Origin of the sequence: Pseudomonas sp. IC_126 (genome assembly GCF_004331835.1) — a bacterium.
Classification (GTDB): domain Bacteria; phylum Pseudomonadota; class Gammaproteobacteria; order Pseudomonadales; family Pseudomonadaceae; genus Stutzerimonas.
Genome location: NZ_SJSS01000002.1, coordinates 37,854 through 58,223 on the forward strand (window position 1 = coordinate 37,854; position 20,370 = coordinate 58,223).

The 20,370-nt window shown below is 61.3% G+C and carries 14 protein-coding genes and 1 tRNA gene; 11 read left to right on the top strand and 4 right to left on the bottom strand.

Annotated features, from left to right (window positions below; all coding sequences use genetic code 11):
* Positions 1 to 133 precede the first annotated feature (133 nt).
* The 3 genes from E0D86_RS05655 to E0D86_RS05665 all read left to right on the top strand — a co-directional run bounded on the left by E0D86_RS05655 (position 134) and on the right by E0D86_RS05665 (position 5,743).
* On the top strand, positions 134 to 4,837 hold the full coding sequence (locus E0D86_RS05655; protein ID WP_131649028.1) for a PAS domain S-box protein: 4,704 nt from the start codon (positions 134 to 136) through the stop codon (positions 4,835 to 4,837).
* Positions 4,838 to 4,915: 78 nt separating this feature from the next.
* A complete protein-coding gene (locus tag E0D86_RS05660; RefSeq protein ID WP_131649029.1) occupies positions 4,916 to 5,224 on the top strand; it encodes a DUF2388 domain-containing protein in 309 nt (102 codons plus the stop codon).
* A gap of 93 nt (positions 5,225 to 5,317) precedes the next feature.
* Entirely contained in the window at positions 5,318 to 5,743 is a 426-nt protein-coding gene (locus E0D86_RS05665) for an OsmC family protein (RefSeq protein WP_131649030.1), read from the top strand.
* A 66-nt stretch (positions 5,744 to 5,809) separates the two neighbouring features.
* On the opposite strand, the gene E0D86_RS05670 is transcribed toward E0D86_RS05665, so the two are convergent.
* Entirely contained in the window at positions 5,810 to 6,925 is a 1,116-nt protein-coding gene (locus E0D86_RS05670) for a TRAP transporter substrate-binding protein (protein ID WP_131649031.1), read from the bottom strand.
* Between the two features lie 195 nt (positions 6,926 to 7,120).
* Here E0D86_RS05670 and E0D86_RS05675 point away from each other — a divergent pair, with 195 nt between their 5' ends.
* The 5 genes from E0D86_RS05675 to E0D86_RS05695 all read left to right on the top strand — a co-directional run bounded on the left by E0D86_RS05675 (position 7,121) and on the right by E0D86_RS05695 (position 12,926).
* Positions 7,121 to 7,666, top strand: coding sequence for a TRAP transporter small permease subunit (locus E0D86_RS05675; RefSeq protein ID WP_131649032.1), 546 nt, complete (start codon positions 7,121 to 7,123; stop codon positions 7,664 to 7,666).
* Positions 7,659 to 9,035, top strand: a complete 1,377-nt coding sequence (locus tag E0D86_RS05680; RefSeq protein WP_131649033.1) for a TRAP transporter large permease subunit — start codon at positions 7,659 to 7,661, stop codon at positions 9,033 to 9,035. Before E0D86_RS05675 ends, E0D86_RS05680 begins: the two co-directional genes overlap by 8 nt.
* Before the next feature lie 93 nt (positions 9,036 to 9,128).
* Positions 9,129 to 10,361, top strand: a complete 1,233-nt coding sequence (locus tag E0D86_RS05685; RefSeq protein ID WP_131649034.1) for a methyltransferase — start codon at positions 9,129 to 9,131, stop codon at positions 10,359 to 10,361.
* Positions 10,362 to 10,436: 75 nt separating this feature from the next.
* Positions 10,437 to 10,512: transfer RNA gene (locus E0D86_RS05690), tRNA-Thr, on the top strand.
* Between the two features lie 194 nt (positions 10,513 to 10,706).
* Complete coding sequence (locus tag E0D86_RS05695) at positions 10,707 to 12,926, top strand: OsmC domain/YcaO domain-containing protein (RefSeq protein ID WP_131649035.1); 2,220 nt, start codon at positions 10,707 to 10,709, stop codon at positions 12,924 to 12,926.
* A gap of 152 nt (positions 12,927 to 13,078) precedes the next feature.
* Here the strand turns inward: E0D86_RS05695 and E0D86_RS05700 are convergent, their stop codons facing one another.
* Positions 13,079 to 13,816: a 2OG-Fe(II) oxygenase gene (locus tag E0D86_RS05700; RefSeq protein WP_131649036.1), complete on the bottom strand. Its 738-nt coding sequence runs from the start codon at positions 13,814 to 13,816 to the stop codon at positions 13,079 to 13,081.
* A 920-nt stretch (positions 13,817 to 14,736) separates the two neighbouring features.
* On the opposite strand from E0D86_RS05700, the gene E0D86_RS05705 reads away from it, so the two are divergent.
* The 3 genes from E0D86_RS05705 to E0D86_RS05715 are packed head-to-tail and all read left to right on the top strand — an operon-like array spanning position 14,737 to position 18,304.
* The gene (locus E0D86_RS05705) at positions 14,737 to 16,065 is read left to right on the top strand and encodes a flippase (protein WP_131649037.1); all 1,329 of its coding nucleotides are present in this window, start codon (positions 14,737 to 14,739) and stop codon (positions 16,063 to 16,065) included.
* Entirely contained in the window at positions 16,062 to 17,120 is a 1,059-nt protein-coding gene (locus tag E0D86_RS05710) for a nitroreductase family protein (protein WP_131649038.1), read from the top strand. The genes E0D86_RS05705 and E0D86_RS05710 overlap by 4 nt, the downstream gene beginning before the upstream one ends.
* A gap of 8 nt (positions 17,121 to 17,128) precedes the next feature.
* Positions 17,129 to 18,304, top strand: coding sequence for a polysaccharide pyruvyl transferase family protein (locus E0D86_RS05715; protein WP_131649039.1), 1,176 nt, complete (start codon positions 17,129 to 17,131; stop codon positions 18,302 to 18,304).
* Positions 18,305 to 18,555: 251 nt separating this feature from the next.
* Here the strand turns inward: E0D86_RS05715 and E0D86_RS05720 are convergent, their stop codons facing one another.
* Both E0D86_RS05720 and E0D86_RS05725 read right to left on the bottom strand, forming a co-directional pair.
* Positions 18,556 to 19,161 carry a DedA family protein gene (locus tag E0D86_RS05720; protein WP_131649040.1) on the bottom strand — a complete coding sequence of 202 codons (606 nt, stop codon included), beginning with the start codon at positions 19,159 to 19,161 and terminating at the stop codon, positions 18,556 to 18,558.
* 3 nt (positions 19,162 to 19,164) lie between these two features.
* Positions 19,165 to 20,370 (bottom strand): c-type cytochrome, encoded by a 1,206-nt coding sequence (locus E0D86_RS05725; protein ID WP_218568010.1) that lies wholly within the window; start codon positions 20,368 to 20,370, stop codon positions 19,165 to 19,167.

Here is a 20,370-nt window from a genome sequence, read left to right on the forward strand (position 1 = left end):
TGGCAGAGTGCCCGCAGACCGAGGTCTACTTGCGACAAAAGGCTCTTTCGCAGCGACAATATCTGCAAACAATCAGTAACGCCTCGCCACATGCAGGTGCTCGGACGCCTTATGCTGGGGATGTCTTGCCGCCATGGATAGCCGAGCAGAAATTTTGAACGTTGAAAATAAAGTCGACAGCCGGGTCGAAGCTGACCGAACGACAGCGCTGGCCCAATACCGCATTCTCGATACGCCACCGGAAACGGCGTTCGATGATCTGGTGACGCTCGCGGCCGAGCTGTGCACGTGCAACAGCGCCGCCCTCATATTTCTCGACCAGGGACGCCTCTGGATCAAGGCCTCGCTCAACCTTGACGATGACAGCCGAACGCTTGCCCAGGCGCTTGATGCCTGCAGCATGAGCGGCGCGGAAACGCAGGTGATCGAAAGCCCGGTCGAGGCATCCGCCTTCTATGCAGCCGCGCCGCTAAAGACCCCGGAAGGCCTGTTGCTCGGCGCACTGTGCGTGATCGGCGACCAGGCGCAGACCTTGTCGCAGCGCCAGCTCGGCCATCTGCAGGCATTGGCCCGGCAGGTCATGGCATTGCTCGAGTTGCGCCGCAGCTGCGAGCACGAGGAGCACAACCGGCAGATCATCGACAGCGCGCTGGATTACGCGATCCTCAGCACCGACTCCCAGGGCACCATCATCAGCTGGAACCGAGGCGCCGAGCAGATTCTCGGCTGGCAGCGGCAGGAGATCATCGGCAGCGCTATCGCCCGGATATTCACCGATGAGGATGTTGCCGACGGTGTGCCGGAGAGCGAGATGCAACGGGCCGTGCAGGACGGCTCGGCAAACGACGAGCGCTGGCACCGCCGCAAGGATGGCAGTCACTTCTGGGCGGCCGGCGTGTTGATGCAGCTCAGGACCGAGCAGGGGCAGCTGCAGGGCTTCGTCAAGATTCTGCGCGACCTGACCGAACGGCTGCATGAAAAAGCATCGATTCGCGAGGTCGAGGAGCGCTACCGCGCACTGGTCGATCTCAGCCCCCAAGTGATCTGGCAATGCGATGCCAGCGGTTCGTTGATCTTCTGCAATCGCTACTGGTGCGAACTCACCGGGCTGACGGAAAGCGAGTCCGCTGGCATGGGCTGGCTGGCCGCCGTCGCACCGGACCACCGGGACGCGGTGATGCAGCAATGGCATGGGGCATTGAAAAGCGGCAAATCCGGCAGTTTCGAAGTGCCACTGCTCAACGCCGCCGGCGAGCCACGCTGGTTCCAAGGCTGCGGCGCGCCGGTTTACGGGCATGACGGTCGCCTGCTGCATTGGGTATTGGTGGCGCAGGACATCCATGAACGCCGCCGCGCCGAGATCGAACGGCTGGAAAGCGAGGCGTTCACCCGCAGCCTGCTGGACTCGGCCAGTGAAGGCTTCTATTCCATCGATTCCCATGGCCTCGTTACCCTCTGCAACGAGGCGTTCGTCAAGCTGCTCGGCTTCGACAGCAAAGAGCAGGTACTGGGTCGCCAGCTGCATCATGTGATTCACCACAGCCACCCGGACGGCTCGCCGTATGCGGTGGAAGATTGCCCGATCCAGCGCACCGCCAAGACCGGCGAACCGGCACATGTCGAATACGAGCTGTTCTTCCGCCAGGACGGCAAAAGCCTGCCGGTCGAGTATCGGGTCGCGCCGCTGTACCGCGACGAACTATTGCAGGGTGCGATATGCACCTTTACCGACATCAGCGAGCGGGCCCGCGGCGACGCGCAGCAGACCTATCTGCTGGAGCTCAGCGACCGCCTGCACGACGCGGGTGACCGCATCGACCTGAGCGAGGTGATGCCCGAACGCCTGGTTCAACTGATCGGTATCGAGTGCCTGGCCTATGGTCATCTCGATGAGCACGATCATCTGGTGATCGTGCAGCAATGGCCATCGGTCAACGATGCGGGACGATTGATCCGATATCCGATTGGCGGCTGCGCCCGGACCCTGCGCCTGCGGCTGGCGCAAGGGATGATTGTGCCCTTCGAAGACTTGCTGGACGAGGCCAACTGCCGCGATGACTGCGGCGCCCTGCACGAGCGTCTCGGCTATAGCAGCCTGCTATTGGCACCGCTGCTGGCGCAGGCGCCGGATTGCGCGTTCATGTTGCTGGCTGATAAACAAGCGCGGCAGTGGAGCCAGGCGGACATCTCATTCGTACGCGAGATGGCCGAGCGCCTTCGTGCCGCGACCGAGCGTGCACGGGCACGTCGCGCCCTGCTCGAGGCCGAACAGCGGGTCAGCCTGGCCAACGAGATCGCCTCGATCGGCGTCTGGGAATATGACTATCAGCGCAACACGCTGCACTGGGATGCGCAACTCAAAGCACTCGCTGGCGTCGCTCCCGATGCGCCCGAATTGAGCGTGAGCGAATTTCTCGCACGTGTTCATGCCGACGACCGGACCGCCCTGCTCGACGCCTTTCGCAGTGCCCTCGAAGGCATCGGCGGTGGTGAGCTGAATCTCGATTACCGGGTCTACGACGAGGCGAGCGACCAGTTCCGCTGGCTGACCAATCGTGGGCGCCGCCTGCTCGACGCCGACGGCAGGATTCGCCTGCTTGGTACCGCCCGGGAAATCACCGCCGAGCGCAACGCGGCGTTGAAACTGTTGCGCATGAATGCTCTGCTCGAAGAGCAGATACAGGAGCGCAAGAGCACCGAGCAGCGCCAGACGGTGCTCATGGAGCTGGGTGATCTGCTGCGCGGACAGCCCGACAGCACCACCATCATTACGGCGGCCGTGCGCGCACTGGGCATGACACTGAACGTGACCCGCGCAGCGTTTCTTTCCGTAGACCCCGGCGGCCACTACGCCACCGTCGAGCGCTACTGGAGCGACGGTGCGCTGGGCGACTACAGCGAACGCATGTGCTTTACGGACTATGGCGACTTCATCTACGACCTACAGAACGACGAGCTGGTGGTCGTCAATGACACCCTGCACGACACCCGTACCGCCGCGCAGGCTTCGAGCCTGCGGCTGCGGCGTATCCAGAGTCTGGTCTGCGTGCCGCTACAGGAGCAAGGGCGCCTGAGTGCCGCCTTGATCCTGTTGCAGGAGCACCCGCGCCAATGGGCCGAGGAAGACATCTCGTTCATACGCGAAGTGGCCGACCGAGCCTGGACCACGGACGAGCGGATGCGCGCCGAACGCGCGCTGCGCGCCAGCGAAGAACAGTTCCGTACGCTGGCCGACAACATGAGCCAGTTCGCCTGGATGGCCGATCCGACCGGGCGCATCTACTGGTACAACAAGCGCTGGTACGACTACACCGGCACCACCATGGAAGCCATGCGTGCTCTGGGCTGGCGCTCGGTACATCACCCCGATCACCACGTTCGTGTCAGCGCCTCGATGAAACGCGCCGTGGCGATCGGCTCGACCTGGGAGGAAACCTTCCCGCTGCGTGGTAAGGATGGCCAGTACCGTTGGTTCCTCGCGCGCGCCGTGCCCATTCGCGATGATTTCGGCCAGGTCACGCACTGGTTCGGCACCAATACCGACGTCAACGCGCAGGTAGCGGCCGAAGAGGCGCTGCGCGAGCTGAACGACAATCTCGAACGGCGCGTTGCCGAGCGCACCCGCGAACTGGCGGAGATCAACCATCTGCTGCACCTGGAGATGGGCGAACGCGAGCGCGCCGAGGAAACCCTGCGCCATGCACAGAAGATGGAGGCCATCGGCCAGCTCACCGGGGGCCTGGCGCACGACTTCAACAACATGCTGACCGGCGTGCTGGGCGGGCTCGACCTGATCCAACGGCGGATTGCCAGCGGTCGGGTGAACGATCTGGGTCGCTATGTCGACGCCGCGACCAGCTCGGCCAACCGCGCAGCGGCGCTGACACACCGCCTACTGGCCTTCGCCCGTCGCCAATCGCTGGATCCGCAACCGGTGGACGTCAACCAGTTGGTGCTGTCGATGGAGGACATGCTGCGCCGCACCATGGCCGAACACATCCAGTTCGAGACGCACCTGCAGCCGGAACCCTGGCTGGCCTATACCGATGCGCACCAGCTGGAAAACGCCCTGCTCAATCTTGTGATCAACGCCCGTGATGCCATGAGCGACGGCGGCCGGCTGACCATCCAGACCGGCTGCGTACAGATCAGGGACACTCAGCCCGACAGTCCCGAGCCAGGTGACTACGTGACCCTGAGCGTCGCCGACAATGGCTCCGGCATGCCCGCTGAGGTGGTCGCCAAGGCGTTCGATCCGTTCTTCACCACCAAGCCCATCGGCCAGGGCACCGGCCTCGGGCTGTCCATGGTGTATGGCTTCGTCAAGCAGACCGGCGGCCATGTGCGCATCGACAGTACGCCCGGTCACGGCACCCTGATCACACTGTTCCTCCCGCGCAATCGAACGCAGGCCGAGCCGCAGGCAGAACACACCGGCGCGCCAGCGGCGGTACAGGGCGCGCAGACCAACGAAACCATACTGGTGGTGGAAGACGAAGCCGCGGTACGCATGCTGGTGGTCGAGGTACTGCAGGAGCTGGGCTATCGGGTGCTCGAAGCGGTCGATGGCAACACCGCGCTGCCCCATTTGCAGAGCGATCAGCGCATCGACCTGTTGGTCAGCGATTTCGGTCTGCCGGGCATCAACGGCCGGCAACTGGCCGAGATTGCGCGCCAGTATCGACCGGATCTGCGTGTGCTGTTTATCACCGGTTATGCCCCGAACGCCGAGGTGCGTGGAGAGTTTCTCGCTCCCGGCATGGACATGCTGGCCAAGCCTTTCAGTATCGAGATGCTTGGGGCCAAGGTCCGCCAACTGATCGAGCGCAGCGGATGAACCGCAAGGAACTCACGGCAAGGAACTCTGCCAAGCGCGGTGCACTCTCTAAAGGAGGATCAAGCGGAGGCACCTATCATGCGCAAATCAATACTGGCGGCAATCACCTTGAGCTGTGTCCCCTTTGGCGCGGCAATGGCTGACGGCGATTTCGTCCGACAGATTCTCTCTTCGGGCGCGACCACTGCCTCTACCTACATGACCTTCCGCGACGACAAGCTGGTCGCCGCCGCACGTGAAGACGCCGGTAGCTTCGTTGCCAGCGATGGCGCCATTCGCGGCCCTTATCTGGAAGCGATGCTGCTGAAGATGCGCAGCGAGCAACCCGAACTGCAGGCCAGTGATATGCAGCTGGCGAGCGCCATTCTCGCAGCCGAACAGCAGTAGCAAGCAGGCTAGCCGAACGCCCGGACGCATTGCCTGACACGGCACCGCGACCGACATCGCCATTCGTTCAACTCTAGGCATCCGGAGGAACCCATGAAAAAAACTGCATCCGCCGTCTGGCAAGGTGACCTGAAAAGCGGCAAAGGCGCCATTAGCACCCAGAGCGGCGCACTGAAGGACAATCCCTACGGCTTCAACACCCGTTTCGAAGACGCACCCGGCACCAATCCCGAGGAGCTGATCGGCGCGGCTCATGCCGGCTGTTTCTCGATGGCGTTGTCGATGATGCTTGGCCAGGCCGGCCTCACCGCCGAGCGCATCGATACCACCGCCGAAGTCACGCTGGACAAGGATGGCGAAGGCTTCTCGATCACGGCCATCGCCCTGACGCTGAAAGCCAAAGTCCCCGGCGCCAATGAAAGCCAGTTTCAGCAGATCGCCAATCAGGCGAAGGAAGGCTGCCCGGTATCCAAGGTTCTCAACGCGCAGATCAGCCTGAGCGCGACACTGGAAAGCTGATTCGGCAGGTTGAAACGAGAACGCCGCCCATCGGGCGGCGTTCTCGTTTCGGACGGCTTGCGGCCATCAGCCACGAATGTTGTAGATGTCCTTCTCGTTCAGCTCGGCATATTCGTACAGGCGCTTGAGATAGGCGCTTTGCTGTTCCCAGACCTTGGCGGCAACCGGGTCGGCAGCGGCAGAGGCATCGACCACTTCGGCGGCCACTTCCTTCAGACGCGCCAGTACGTCATCCGGCAGACGGCGAACTTCGACGCCCTGCTCGCGCAGTTGTTCGAGCGCTTCCATGTTCTTCGCGTTGTAGTCGTCGAGCATGTCGCCGTTGACCGCACGGGCCGCAGCCCGAACGATGGCTTTGAGGTCGTCCGGCAGGGTTTCCCAGGCCTTGAGGTTGACGTCCAGCTCGAAGGTCACGTTCGGCTCCTGCCAGCCCGGCGTGTAGTAGTACTTCGATGCCTTGTGCAGGCCCAGGGCCAGGTCGTTGTACGGGCCGATCCACTCGGTGGCGTCGATGGCGCCGGTCTGCAGCGCGGTGAAAATCTCCCCGGCAGGCATGTTGACCACGGTGCCGCCCATCTTGGTCAGCACTTCGCCGCCTAGGCCCGGGGTACGCATCTTCAGGCCCTCGAAATCCTGGACCGAATTGATTTCCTTGTTGAACCAGCCAGCAGTCTGCACGCCGGTCGCGCCGCAAGCCATCGGCAGAACGCCGTACGGCTTGTAAACCTCTTCCCAAAGTTTCATGCCGCCGCCGTAATGCAGCCACGCGTTCATTTCCTGGGCGTTCGGCCCGAACGGCAGTGCGCAGAAGAACTGCGCCGCCGGGACCTTGCCTTTCCAGTAGTAGGGGGCGCCATGTCCCATTTCGGCGGTACCGCGAGAGACGGCATCGAATACTTCCAGCGCGGGCACCAGCTCACCAGCGGCATAAACCTTGACCGTCAGGCGCCCACTGCTCATTTCATTGACCAGCTTGGCGAAGTTCTCAGCACCGACGCCCACGCCCGGGAAGTTCTTCGGCCAGGAGGTGACCATCTTCCAGTTGAATTTCTCGGTGCTTGCAGTGCCTTCGCTTGCACTGCCTTCGGATGGGGCAGCGGTCTCGGCTTCTTTATTGCAGCCGGCCAGCGCTGTAGCAGCCAGGCCAACGCCCGCGGCGGCCAGAATTTGACGACGTTTCATGGGTAACTCCTTGTTGTTGTAATGCTGAATATCGGAATGCCGTACTCAGGTGGTTCTAGCTATCATATGGCTATCTTTCGCTCAAGCGCCGCGACTACGTATAGCGACTACGTACGTAGTACTGCTGGTTGCGGCCTTGTCGCGGCGACGCCTAGAATCGCCGGCCGTCTGGGCCATAACAATAAAGGATCTGCCATGTCGAAACATGCCCCTCCCTTGCTCGGTGTCGCGCACTTTATCGACGCTGCGAACGCCCGCTTCGGTCAGGCCTGCGCCTGGCTGACCCTGTTTCTGGTCCTCGGCACAGCCTTGGTAGTGGTGCTGCGCTATGGCTTCGGTATTGGCGCAACCGCCTTGCAAGAAGCCGTTCTCTATGCCCACGCGCTGGTCTTCATGGGCGCCGCCGCCTGGGTCCTGCAACGCAACGGCCATGTTCGCGTAGATATCTTCTATCAGCGATTCAGCCCCCGCTACCAGGCCTTGGTCGAAGTACTTGGCACCCTTCTATTTCTTCTGCCCGTCTGCCTGTTTCTCGGCTGGGCCAGCTGGGATTACGTCGGCAATTCCTGGGCGACGCTGGAAGCTTCCAGCGAAACGGGCGGCCTGAAACTCGTTTTCCTACAGAAGAGCATCATCCTGGTTCTGGTTGTCAGCCTGGCCCTGCAAGGCATATCGGAAATCATCAAGGCTGCCTACATCGTTGCCGGACGCCTGCCGGAGCCGGAGGTGAAGCATGGCTGAGTTGATGGCGATACTGCTGTTCGTCAGCATTTGCGTGGCATTGATGGCCGGCTACCCAGTGGCCTTCACCCTGGGTGGCGTCTCGCTTCTATTTGCCGGCATTGGCATCCTCACCGGCACTTTCGATGCCGGCTACCTGAGCGCTTTGCCGAACCGCCTGTTCGGCATCATGAACAACCAGACCATGCTTGCCGTGCCACTCTTCGTGTTCATGGGCGTGATGCTGGAAAAAAGCCGAGTGGCCGAAGACCTGCTCGAGTCCATGTCGCGGCTGTTCGGCACTCTGCGTGGCGGCTTGGCAATCTCCGTCTGCGTGGTGGGCGCGCTGCTTGCCGCCAGCACCGGCATCGTCGGCGCTACGGTTGTGACCATGGGCCTGCTGGCGCTGCCGACCATGTTGCGCCGCGGCTACGACCCGGCCATCTCCACTGGCACACTCGCCGCCACCGGAACCCTGGGTCAGATCATTCCACCGTCTATCGTGCTGGTACTGCTGGGTGACGTGATGTCCAGCGCCTATCAGCAGGCGCAGCTAAAGATGGGCATTTTCTCGCCGAAGACCGTCTCGGTCGGCGATCTGTTCATTGGCGCGTTGCTTCCCGGCCTGCTGCTGGTCGGCCTGTATATCCTCTACATCATCGCCGTTGCCGTGCTGCAGCCGAAGAAGCTGCCGGCCCTGCCGCAGGAAGAACTCGGCCCGATCGAGTGGGGCAAGCTGATCAATGCGTTGGTGCCTCCGCTGCTGCTGATCAGCGCGGTGCTCGGCTCGATCCTCGCGGGCTACGCAACGCCCACCGAGGCCGCGGCTCTCGGCGCGCTGGGCGCGATGATTCTGGCCTTCTACAAGGGCAAATTGAATTTCGGCCAGCTTCGCGATGTCGCCTACGGCACCACCGAAATCACCGCGATGGTGTTTCTGATCCTGATCGGCGCTTCGCTGTTCTCGCTGGTGTTCCGCGGCTTCGGCGGCGAAGCACTGATCGAAGATGTGTTCGCACAGCTGCCAGGCGGCGTGCTCGGCGCATTCTTCCTGGTCATGGTGGTGATATTCCTGCTGGGCTTCATCTTGGACTTCATCGAGATCACCTTCGTGGTAGTGCCCATCGTCGGCCCGGTGCTGCTGGCCATGGGTCTGGATCCAGTGTGGCTCGGCGTGATGATCGCCCTGAACCTGCAGACCTCGTTCCTCACGCCGCCGTTCGGCTTCGCCCTGTTCTACCTACGTGGCGTGACACCGAAATCCGTGCCCACCAGTACCATCTACAAAGGCGTGGTGCCCTTCATCCTGATCCAGCTTCTGCTACTGGTGATCGCCTATCAGTTCCCCGGATTGGTCACCTGGCTGCCCGAGCAGATTTACGGCAAATAGCAGCACGCAGACGCCCGTTTCGACGGGCGTCTCGCTTTTCGGCAGCGGGTTTAGGCGCGATCATAGGCGCAAAGCCGCCATCGCCAATCGCCCATGCCCCCTCATTCCGCCAGCTACCCGCAACTTGCCGAACGCTTCGAGCAGCTCGACGCGTTCTTGTTGCGGCATCAGTCTTTGTGGCAACCGCGGCCGTTCACTCAGCACCACCTCGCGTGGGAAACAGATCATCCCGAGCTTGCGCGCTGGCTACGTGGCCGTTCGCTGGAAGCAGCCGAAGCGGCGCATAACCACCCCGCCGACCTGCCGGCGCCCGCCCCGTTTCGGCAACTGGCCGCGCAAGCCGTTGCGCTGAGCCACGTGGACGAACTGCCTCATTCACCACATCACCCAATCGACTCACGACAATCGGTTGACGTACCCGGGCGAAAATGGCTGCAGATCCAAGCGTTCGGCTCAGCATTGGCGTTCGCCGAAGCGCCTCGACACTGGCTCGACTGGTGCGCAGGCAAAGGCCATCTCGGGCGGCGGCTTGCCAGTGCCGACGACACCTTGACCTGCCTGGAATGGGACCCGGCTCTGGTCGCAGCGGGCAACCTGCTCAGCCAGCGTTTGGGTATCGACGCGCAGCATCGTCAGCAGGACGTGATGAGCGACGACGCAGCCGCATGGCTCGGCCCGACCGTAATCCCAGTGGCGCTGCATGCATGCGGTGATCTGCACGTACGCCTGATCGACCTAAGCATCACGCGGCATTGCCGTCAGCTGGCGATCGCACCCTGCTGCTACAACCGCATCCAGGCCGACCACTATCAGCCGCTGTCACAACTGGCCGCACGGACGGCGCTCGCTTTGTCGCGCGACGATCTCGGCCTCCCACTCAGCGAAACGGTGACCGCCGGCGCCCGCGAACGCCGTCAGCGCGACCATTCCATGGCCTGGCGCCTGGGCTTCGACCTGCTCCAGCGCGAGCTGCGCGGTGAGGACGATTACCTGCCAACACCGTCACTGCCGACCAGCTGGATGAAGAAAGGCTTCGAACGTTACTGCCGGGACCTGGCAGCCCTGAAAGCACTCCCCGAACCGCCCGCCCTGGACTGGAGCGCGCTCGAACGCCGCGGCTGGCAGCGCCTTGCTGAAGTTCGCAACCTGGAACTGCTGCGTGGCCTGTTCCGCCGACCGCTGGAGCTCTGGCTGTTGCTCGACCGCGCTCTATTGCTCTCTGAAAACGGCTATGAGGTACGGCTCGGCACCTTCTGCCCTTCCGAAATCACGCCGCGCAATCTGATGCTGCTTGCAGAGCTCGACGTACCAAGCGCAACCACTTGAAATAGGCGATGCAAACAAGCGCCAACAAACTGTTTACTCGCGCTAAGCAATCGCTATAATGGCGCCCATCTTTTAGCCGGTATAGCTCAGCTGGTAGAGCAACTGACTTGTAATCAGTAGGTCCCGAGTTCGACTCTTGGTGCCGGCACCATACAAAACAAAGGCTTGCAGCAATGCAGGCCTTTGTTTTTTCTGTCGTACGCAAAACGGCGTCGATAAACGGCTAAGCGGAAATCATCTCCGCGCCTCTTCGCTACCGCAGCCGAAACCACAGGTCCGCTCCAGACTCCAGACGAGGCTCCGCATCGTCGAGATTTGTTGGCAGAACCCTTGAGGGAATCCCGCATGGAAATCAAGGTTAATTTTCTCGACAACCTTCGACTTGAAGCCAAGTTCGATGACTTCACGGTGGTGGCTGATCAACCGATCCGCTACAAAGGCGATGGCTCGGCACCCGGCCCGTTCGATTACTTCCTGGCCTCGTCAGCATTGTGCGCAGCTTACTTTGTGAAGTTGTACTGCCAGACGCGCGATATCCCTACCGACAATATCCGCCTTTCACAGAACAATATTGTTGACCCAGAAAATCGCTATAACCAGATTTTCAAGATTCAAGTCGAGCTGCCGGCGGATATCTCCGACAAGGACCGCCAAGGCATCCTGCGCTCCATAGACCGCTGCACCGTTAAAAAGGTGGTGCAAACCGGGCCTGAGTTCGTCATCGAAGAAGTCGAAAACCTCGATGCCGATGCTCAGGCACTGCTGATGCTCGATACGGACTCCAATGCCAGCACCTATATCGCTGGCAAGGACCTCCCGCTAGAACAGACCATCGCCAACATGTCGGCCATTCTGGCGGGCCTCGGCATGAAGATTGAAATTGCCTCCTGGCGCAATATCGTCCCCAACGTGTGGTCGCTGCATATCCGTGACGCGCAGTCGCCGATGTGCTTCACCAATGGCAAGGGTGCTACGAAAGAAGCGGCCCTGGCCTCGGCATTGGGCGAATTCATCGAGCGGCTCAATTGCAACTTCTTCTACAACGATCAGTTCTGGGGCGAAGAGATCGCCGACGCGCCGTTCGTGCATTACCCAGATGAACGCTGGTTCAAGCCTGGCCGCAACGATGCGCTACCGGCAGAAATCCTCGACGAGTACTGCCTGACGTTCTACAACCCCGATGGCGAGCTGCGTGGGTCGCATCTGATCGATACCAACTCCGGCAACGAAGCGCGCGGTATCTGCTCGCTGCCCTTCGTACGTCAGTCAGATGGCGAGGTGGTGTATTTCCCGTCCAACCTTATTGAGAACCTGTACCTCAGCAACGGCATGAGCGCCGGCAACACGCTGGCCGAAGCACAGGTGCAATGCCTGTCGGAAATCTTCGAGCGTGCGGTAAAGCGCCAAATCCTCGAAGGCGAAATGGCCCTCCCAGACGTGCCGCAAGACGTGCTGGCGAAATATTCCGGCATTGTCGCGGGTATCCGGGGCCTGGAAGAACAAGGCTTCCCTGTGCTGGTGAAGGATGCGTCGCTGGGCGGAGAATTTCCGGTGATGTGCGTCACCTTGATGAACCCGCGTACCGGCGGTGTGTTTGCCTCATTCGGCGCGCATCCCAGTTTCGAGATAGCACTTGAGCGCAGCCTGACGGAGTTACTGCAAGGCCGCAGTTTTGAAGGGCTGAACGATCTGCCCAAACCTACCTTCGAGGGCTACGCATTAACGGAACCGAACAACTTTGTCGAACACTTCATTGATTCCAGCGGGGTCGTGTCGTGGCGCTTCTTCAGTGCCAAGGCAGATTTCGAGTTCGTTGAGTGGGACTTTTCGAGCCAGGGCGGCTCCAGTGAAAAAGAAAACGCCAACGCCGAAGAGGCCGCCACGTTGTTCGGCATTCTCGAAGCCATGGGCAAGGAAGTGTATATGGCGGTATATGACCAGTTAGGCGCAACCGCTTGCCGTATTCTGGTGCCGGATTACTCGGAGATTTACCCGGTCGACGATTTGATCTGGGATAACACCAACAAGGCGCTGTTCTTTCGCGAAGACATCCTGAATCTGCATCGCCTGGGCAATGACGAATTGCGTGCACTGGTCGAGCGATTGGTCGAAAGCGAACTGGATGACTACACCGATATCACCACCTTGATCGGTATTGAGTTTGACGACAACACAGCTTGGGGCCAGCTAACGATCCTTGAGCTGAAGCTGCTGATCTATCTTGCCCTGCAGCAACATGATGAAGCGAAAGAGCTGGTGGAAACCTTCCTGCAGTTCAACGACAACACCGTCGAACGCGGTTTGTTATATCAGGCCGTGAATGTAGTGCTTGAAGTACAACTGGACGACGAACTTGAGCTGGCCGATTACGAAGTCAACTTCCGCAGAATGTTTGGTAACGAGCGGATGGACGCTGCAATCGGCTCGGTGAACGGCAACGTTCGCTTCTTCGGCTTGACGCCGACCAGCATGAAACTGGAAGGCCTCGACAGGCACCTGCGCTTGATTGAAAGCTACAAGAAGCTGCACAGCGCCCGGGCAAGTGCTGCAGCGCTGGCTCGCTAACCGCTATGCGCAGTTCATGCGCCCTGTTCAGGTATGGGAAAGTCAGGCGACGCCTGGCTTTTTTGTAGGCCTTCCCCAACCAGGGCGTGCTTGTGCATCGCAATTGCCCGGCCTGTCAGGCCCGGCATCCCCGCGCCGCCGTGTAGCGATTTTCACGGCGCATCGTGAAAGATGATCCCTGTCGCGTAGCGGTTTCCAGAGCGGACCCGACTGACCCCGTGACGCATGCTGACCCGATAAAAGCCCCGTTTCCCGGGAACCGGGCGATGTTGAACGGCAAACACCACAGCGTCTCCTTGTTCGAGGGGGACGACTTCTACGCGCGACTGCATCCTGGGACGTTGCTCGGTCAATACGAACTCACCACCGGTGAAATCAACGCCCGGCCGAGACAGCAGACCCGTGGCCTGCAGAGAAAAGAAGTGTTCCGCATAGACGTCCTGGTGCAGGCAGTTGTAATCGTCCTGGCCGTAACGCAGCAGCAGAGGCGTAGGCCGCGGCTGCCCAGCAGCGTGGCACCCAGCAAGGAAATCGGACAGATCCTGTGGGTAACGTACGGAAAGACGTAAAGCGTGATTCCAGCGGTTGGCTATCGGCACTAAACGGGGATAGAGCGCCGCCCTCAGTTGGGATATGTACGGCACGAGTGGGTAACCAAAATACTTGTATTCGCCACGGCCAAAACCGTGACGCTGCATGACGACTCGGCTCCGAAAACAGTCGTCACGCTCATACAATCCGGCGAGCCACTCGCATTCACTCATCGACAGCAGGCCTCTGAAGACGGTGTGACCGCGCGCATCCAAGTCGTCTATGGCCTGCGGCCAATCGTACCCACAAATCCGTTGTGCGATCGTCTCAGCGCTTGAGTCATCTACCGGGTCAGCCATTTTCTGAGTTCTCCCTGCAGAGTGCTCGTCATGTGCAGCCAAGGCCTGGGCAATTCGACGCTCAGCAACGACGGGGAAACGGCGGTCTTTTCGACGTAAGGCTTAGATCGCGCTCGTCCACGCTACGCCGGGTTGGCCCTAGTGTGACCAGGTGCGCCTGCCCCTGTATGCCAGTTCTGGCTTTCGAAGCCGGGCACGAGGATGGCATTGAAAGAGGAAGCAGCTACGAAGCCCGCCGGAACGCATAGCCGGTAATGTCGTCAGGATTGCTGGCTGACGCTCCCGGGGGCAACACAAACAACACATACAAAAAAGCCCCGCATCAAACGATGCGGGGCTTTTCTGTTTGGCGCTGAGTCCTGTTCCTTTGAGCCGCTCCGAGCGGCAATTCCCTACGCCATCCAGGCGCTTGCGAGATCCTTCGCGGCAGCGTTGCCGACGGCCCGAACGTGGCGGGCCGTGAGCCGTGCTAGGTGATCCATGACGCGTCGAAACGGGTTATGGAGCGGCTAACAAGCGGCGCAGGGTTAAGAGCGGGCGTGATGGCAAAAGTTCAACTTTTGAAATGAAAAGGCCACCAGGATTAAGCGGCGCGATCAACCAGAGCCCATCTTCGTGACGATACCGCTGATCGGGGCACGCTCCGCAGGTCGGCGAATTCCTGTTTTTCCAAGCCCGCACGCCCCGCCAGGCGCTTTAGCCCGCACATGCCGCGAATGCTGGGTTCGGTCGGCATAGCCATTGGCCAGGCAGCAACAGCGCCGAACATTGGTAACGGTCTCGATACATTTCCGTTCCGCACATCACCGGAACATGAGGGGGTTACTGCGGTCAGCTGAGCGTCGCCGCACTCCAGCGCAACAAACCGGGCATATGACTGCCACCACGGAGCCAGCAGCCTTGAGGAGTTAGGCCATTCGATGACAGCGATCCATACTCTTTTCAACAAACTAAAGCTCTACCTCTTCAACGCCTCCTGGATGATGGCGGAGCGGCTTTTACACATCGGCGTAGGTTTTCTCACGGCGATACTGCTGGCGCGGTATCTGGGACCGGAGCAGTTCGGCATCCTCTCCTACGCGATATCGATGACGGCCATCTTCGCCTCCGCAGGGCATATGGGCCTCGCCGGGCTGGTGGTGCGCGAGGTGGTCCAGCAGCCGGATAAAATACCGGAAACACTCGGCACCACCTTCGTGCTGAAGCTGACCGGGATGACCATCGGCTTCACGCTGATCCTCATCTACTCGCTGCTGTTCGAAGAAATCGGCGGCACCGAATTCTGGATGCTATTGATCGTCTCCACGGCGATCTTTTTTCAGACCTTCGATGTGGTCGAGTACTGGTTCCAATCGCAGGTGCAGGCCAAGTACCCGGCGATCGCCAAATCCACCGCGATTTTGCTGTCGGCCGGTCTCAAGCTGTTGCTGGCCCTTGGCGGTGCCGGCGTGGTGGCCTTTGCCTTTGCCCATACCGCACAGTTCGTGCTCGCGGCGGTGATTCTGGCGATGCTTTACAAGGGCACGACGACCGTCTCGCTGATGACTTGGAAAGCCAGTTTCGCCAAGGCGAAGGAGCTGCTCAGTCAGGGCTGGATCATTTACCTCGGCTCGATCTTCGCGGTGATCTACATGAAGATCGATCAGGTGATGCTCAAGTGGATGGTCGGCGCCGAAGAGGTCGGCGTTTATGCGGTCGCCGCGCAGCTCTCCGAGGCTTGGTATTTCTTGCCGACGGCCATCGTCGCTTCCTTCTTTCCCAAGTTGATCAAGCTGCATGCGGCCGATGCGGCGCGTTTCAACCTGCGTTTCCAGCAATTGTTAGATGTGCTGTTCATCCTGGCCATCGCCGTTGCGGTGCTGGTGTCGCTCATCGCCGGGCCGCTGATCGCGCTGCTGTTCGGTGTCGAATACCAAAGCTCCGCATCGATTCTCACCATTCATATCTGGGGTGGCGTGTTCATTTTCATGCGCGCGGCGTTCAGCCGCTGGATCCTGATCGAGGGCGCGCTGGTGTTTTCGCTGATAACCCAAAGCCTCGGCGCGCTGGCCAATATCGGCCTGAATCTGGTGCTGATTCCCCAATACGGTGGTGAAGGTGCCGCCATGGCGACCCTGATTTCCTATGCCGTCGCCTCCTACGCCGCGCTGCTGGTGCACAAGAAGACCCGGCCGGTGTTCTACATGATGACCAAATCCATGTTCAGTCCATTCCGTTATGCATTCAGTGCCGTAGGAGCCAGTCGATGAACTTGAAATCACTTGCCAAGGCGCTGCCCGATCCGATCAAGACCGCGCTCAAGGCCGCCCGAGACAACGCCCGCCTGGCGCTGGTCCGGCTGTTCTCCGCCAATGGCTTCCTGTCCTCTGTTTATTACTGCCTGATCAGCCGCGAGTTCGACCGCGAGCACCGAGCGGTGCTGTTGGGACGCCTGCGATTCGCCCGATTGATGCGCAGCAAAGGCGAGAACGATGCTTTTTTGCGGCGCAACGTGCATCGCCTGGAGAAGGGGCTGATCATGCGCCCGCGCCGCTCGACCTTCGCCGAGGACTACATCGGTGCGACGGTACGCTGCTTCGCCGATGCGACTCAGGCCGGAGTGGTCAACGGCCAGCAGCGCTGGGCCAACGACGTGCTGGGCGATTACTTCTCTGCAGTCGGCAGCACGCCGCGCATCGACTCGGCCAAACAGGTCTTTGCCGACGCGCAACGCCCCGATGAATCCAGCCGTTGCGTGCCCTACCCGCATAGCCAGCTGCCGGCGTGCCCGGTCAGTTATGACGAACTGATGGTGCTGTTCCGCCGCCGCCGCTCGGTGCGTTGGTATCAGGACAAGCCGGTCGCCAATGAGCTGATCGAGCAAGCGGTCAGAGCCGCGGCGCTCGCGCCTTCGGCCTGCAACCGTCAGCCATTTCGCTTCTACGTCAGCAACGACCGGACCAAGGCCGCGAAAGTCGCCCAGTGCGCCGGCGGCACCGCGGGCTTTCACGACAACCTGCCCTGCGTGATCGCAGTGGTGGGCGATCTGGGCTGCTATCCGGAAGCGCGCGACCGCCACGTCATCTACATCGACGGCTCGCTGGCGGCAATGCAGCTGATGCTGGCGCTGGAAAGCCTGGGTCTGTCCAGTTGCTCGATCAACTGGCCGGATGTGGAAGAAAAGGAACGCCAACTGGCGAAAAAACTGGGCCTGGCCTACCACGAGCGCACGGTGATGCTGCTGGCGGTGGGCTATGCCGATCCAACTGGAGGGATCCCCTATTCGGACAAGAAGACCGAGCAAGATTTGATCGTATACAACTGAGGTAAGCGATGATTATCGAGATCCGAAAGGCAGGCTTCGTCAATAAAGGCGCAGAGCTGATGTTGCACGCGACGCTGCATAAGCTGAAGACCCGGTACCCAGACGCTACCTTCGTCATGGCGCCCACGCCGAAGAAGGCCGAGCAGCCGTTCCGCAAGCTGGTCCAGCTGGGCTTCTATCCCAAGGCGTGGCTGTGGCGCTACGGCATCCAGTGGGGCACGCTGGCCAACTTCGCGCCGCGTCCGCTGCGCGAGATGTACGGCGTGGTGCTGGACAAGGAAGTCGACGTGGTCATCGATGCCGCCGGCTTTGCCTACAGCGATCAATGGGGCGAAAGCCCTTGCGCGGAACTGGCGCAGTCGACCCGGCGCTGGAAGAAGAACGGCACCCGCGTGGTCCTGCTGCCGCAGGCGTTGGGTCCGTTCGAATCGGAGAAGAACCAGGCGGCGATGAAGTCCATGGTGGAAAACGTCGACCTGATCTTCCCGCGCGAACGCGTCTCCTACGAACACCTGACCCGACTGGTCGGCGAGCAGGCCAAGATCAAGCAATCGCCGGACTTCACCAATCTGGTGAGCGGCGTGCTGCCCCAAGGCTTCGATGTCGAGCAGAACCGTTTCTGCATCGTTCCCAACTGCCGGATGCTCGACAAGACCGATCAGAAGACGCGCGAGGCGTACCTGCCGTTTTTGATCACCTGCACCCGCTATCTGTTGAAAAAGAACGCCAAGCCCTTCGTGCTGGTCCACGAAGGCAAGGATGACCAGCGGCTGGCCGAACAGCTGTCAGCGGCCGTCGGCGGCATCCCGATCGTTCAGGAAAGCGGTGCGCTGGAAATCAAGGGCATCCTCGGTGCCTGCAGCGGCACCCTCGGTAGCCGCTTTCATGGCTTGGTCAGCGCTCTGTCCCAGGGCGTGCCAGCGCTAGCGACGGGCTGGAGCCACAAGTACCAGATGCTATTCGAGGACTATGGCTTCCCCGAAGGCCTGGTCGAAGTAACGACCGACGAGGCGGAAATCGAACGCAAGATCGATCTGGTGACTGACGATGCCGAGCGGATAAAAGCGCTGATTCAGGCCCGCACCGATCAGCTCAAGCAGCAGTCCGAGCAGATGTGGCAGGAGGTTTTCACGGTTATCGATCAGTGCCAGCACAGCAGCCGCTCCTGCGCCGGCGCAGCCTGAGCGCAGTAGGGCTGGCGAAGCATCCAGCAGCAGTTGAACAGCCGGTGGGCTAAAGCGGAACGCCACTCGGCCAGCCCTACCTGCGGCCTATGTGCCCTGTAGGGTGGGCTTCAGCCAACCAACAATCGGAGCCAGCGACAACACCCTGGCGGTGTTAAACCCTGTTTGTTCGGAAAGCGGTGGGCTGAAGCCCACCCTACGGGTTGAGGCTTTTGGTTGGGCCGGGCGGCATTCGCTTCCGCTCGTCCCGCTCAGCCACGCCGGGCAGAGCGTTGGCGGATCAGCCGGTACAGGTAGAACAGGACGAACGCCACCACCACGCCAGTGGAAACCGGGTCGATGTAATCGGCAACCTTCTCGTACTGCGATTCGAGCACGAAGCCAGCCAGTGCCAGCAGTGCGGTCCAGATCAATGAACCCAGCGTTGAATAGAGCAGAAACAGCGCCATCGGCATGCCGACGATCCCGGCCGGCACCGAAATGAGGGTGCGCACCGCCGGCACCAGACGGCCGAAGAACACCGCGCTTTTGCCATGGCGATCAAACCAGCGGCTCGCCGCGTCGACGTCCTCAGGCGACAGCGTAAGCCAGTGCCCCCAACGCTTGGCGAGGCGCTTTACGCGTTCCTGGCCGAGCTTGGCGCCGGCGTAATACCAGGGCAGCGCGCCCACCACCGAGCCGGCAGTGCCGGCAACGATCACACCGGCGAAGTTCAGTTCGCCGCGCGCCGCCACGAAGCCCGCCAGCGGCATGATCAGTTCGGACGGAATCGGCGGGAAGATATTCTCCAGCAACATGAGCGCGAACACGCCCAGGTAACCGAACGCCGAAACGATTTCCACGACCTTATCGAACATCGATTACCTCTGCGGTTGTAGTGTGGCGGCCGGCTCGGCAGTCAATGTCGCCATGTCCGTCGGCGGCAGCGACGCATAGTAATCCGCCAGTGCCTGTATCTGCTCAGGCGTGAGGCGCTGCGCGGCACTGTGCATGATGTGCACGTATTCGCTACCGCCGCGGGTGCCGGCAGTGAACAGGTCCAGCTGCTGCTTCAGATAGCGGGCGTACTGGCCGGCGATGTCTGGATACATCGGATTGCGCGGCGAACGTTTCGGTCCATGGCAATGGACGCAGGACGGTACGCCGCGCTCCGGCATACCGCGTTCGGCCAACACCTTTCCGTGTGCAAGGGTTTTAGGCGCCGCGGTGGAGTCGTCTGCGAGAGCAACCATCGGCAGCGCGGCATAGTGCTTGGCAAGCGCATTCAGCACCGGCGGCTCGAGCCCGGCCGCGACCGGCTGCATGATGCCGCTGTGGCGCGTGCCACGGGCGTAAGCCTGCAGCGTGCCGAGCAGATAGGCTTCGCTCTGTCCGGCCAGTCGCGGGACGGCGCCTTTTCCGCGTCCGCCGCCATCCGCACCGTGGCAGCGGCTGCAGTTGGCCAATACCGGCTCCAGCGTCTCCTCCGATGGGCCGAGGCGATCGCTGTTCGCTGATCCCCAATCATCGCCCAGCGCGAGCTCGCGATAGCGCTGCTCGGACATGTCTGGCAATGCCTGGAGAAACGCCACCATCGCCCAGATTTCATCATCCCGGTTGGCGGTCAGCCAGGCCGGCATGGCGGTGTATTTGACGCCGTTTTTGACAATCCAGAACAGCTCCTGCGGCTCCCATTGCTTGATTCGCGGCGATAGTAGCGGCGGTGCGGGAGTCATCCGCTGCGCGATCAGTGACCGCTCGCGCCCCGGTGCGCCATGGCAAGTGGCGCAACCGGTTTCGTAATGCCCGGCGCCCTTGAGCACCAGCGCCGGATCGTCCAGCGGCGGCACCTCGATGCCCATCGACTGAGTACTCACCGCGCGGCGCATGGCGTAGTGCAGCAACCAGCCGGTGGCCTTCCAGTGCCCGGAACTGGCGCTGATCGACACCAGCCCCAGCGAAACCAGCACGAAACCGCCCACACCCGCGAGCGCCGCCATCAGCGCCACCGCAGCCACCACGCGTTTCCAGGACCCACCCGTTAGCCAGCACAGCCAGCGCCGCAAGGGCGCTGAAGCTCGCTGCAT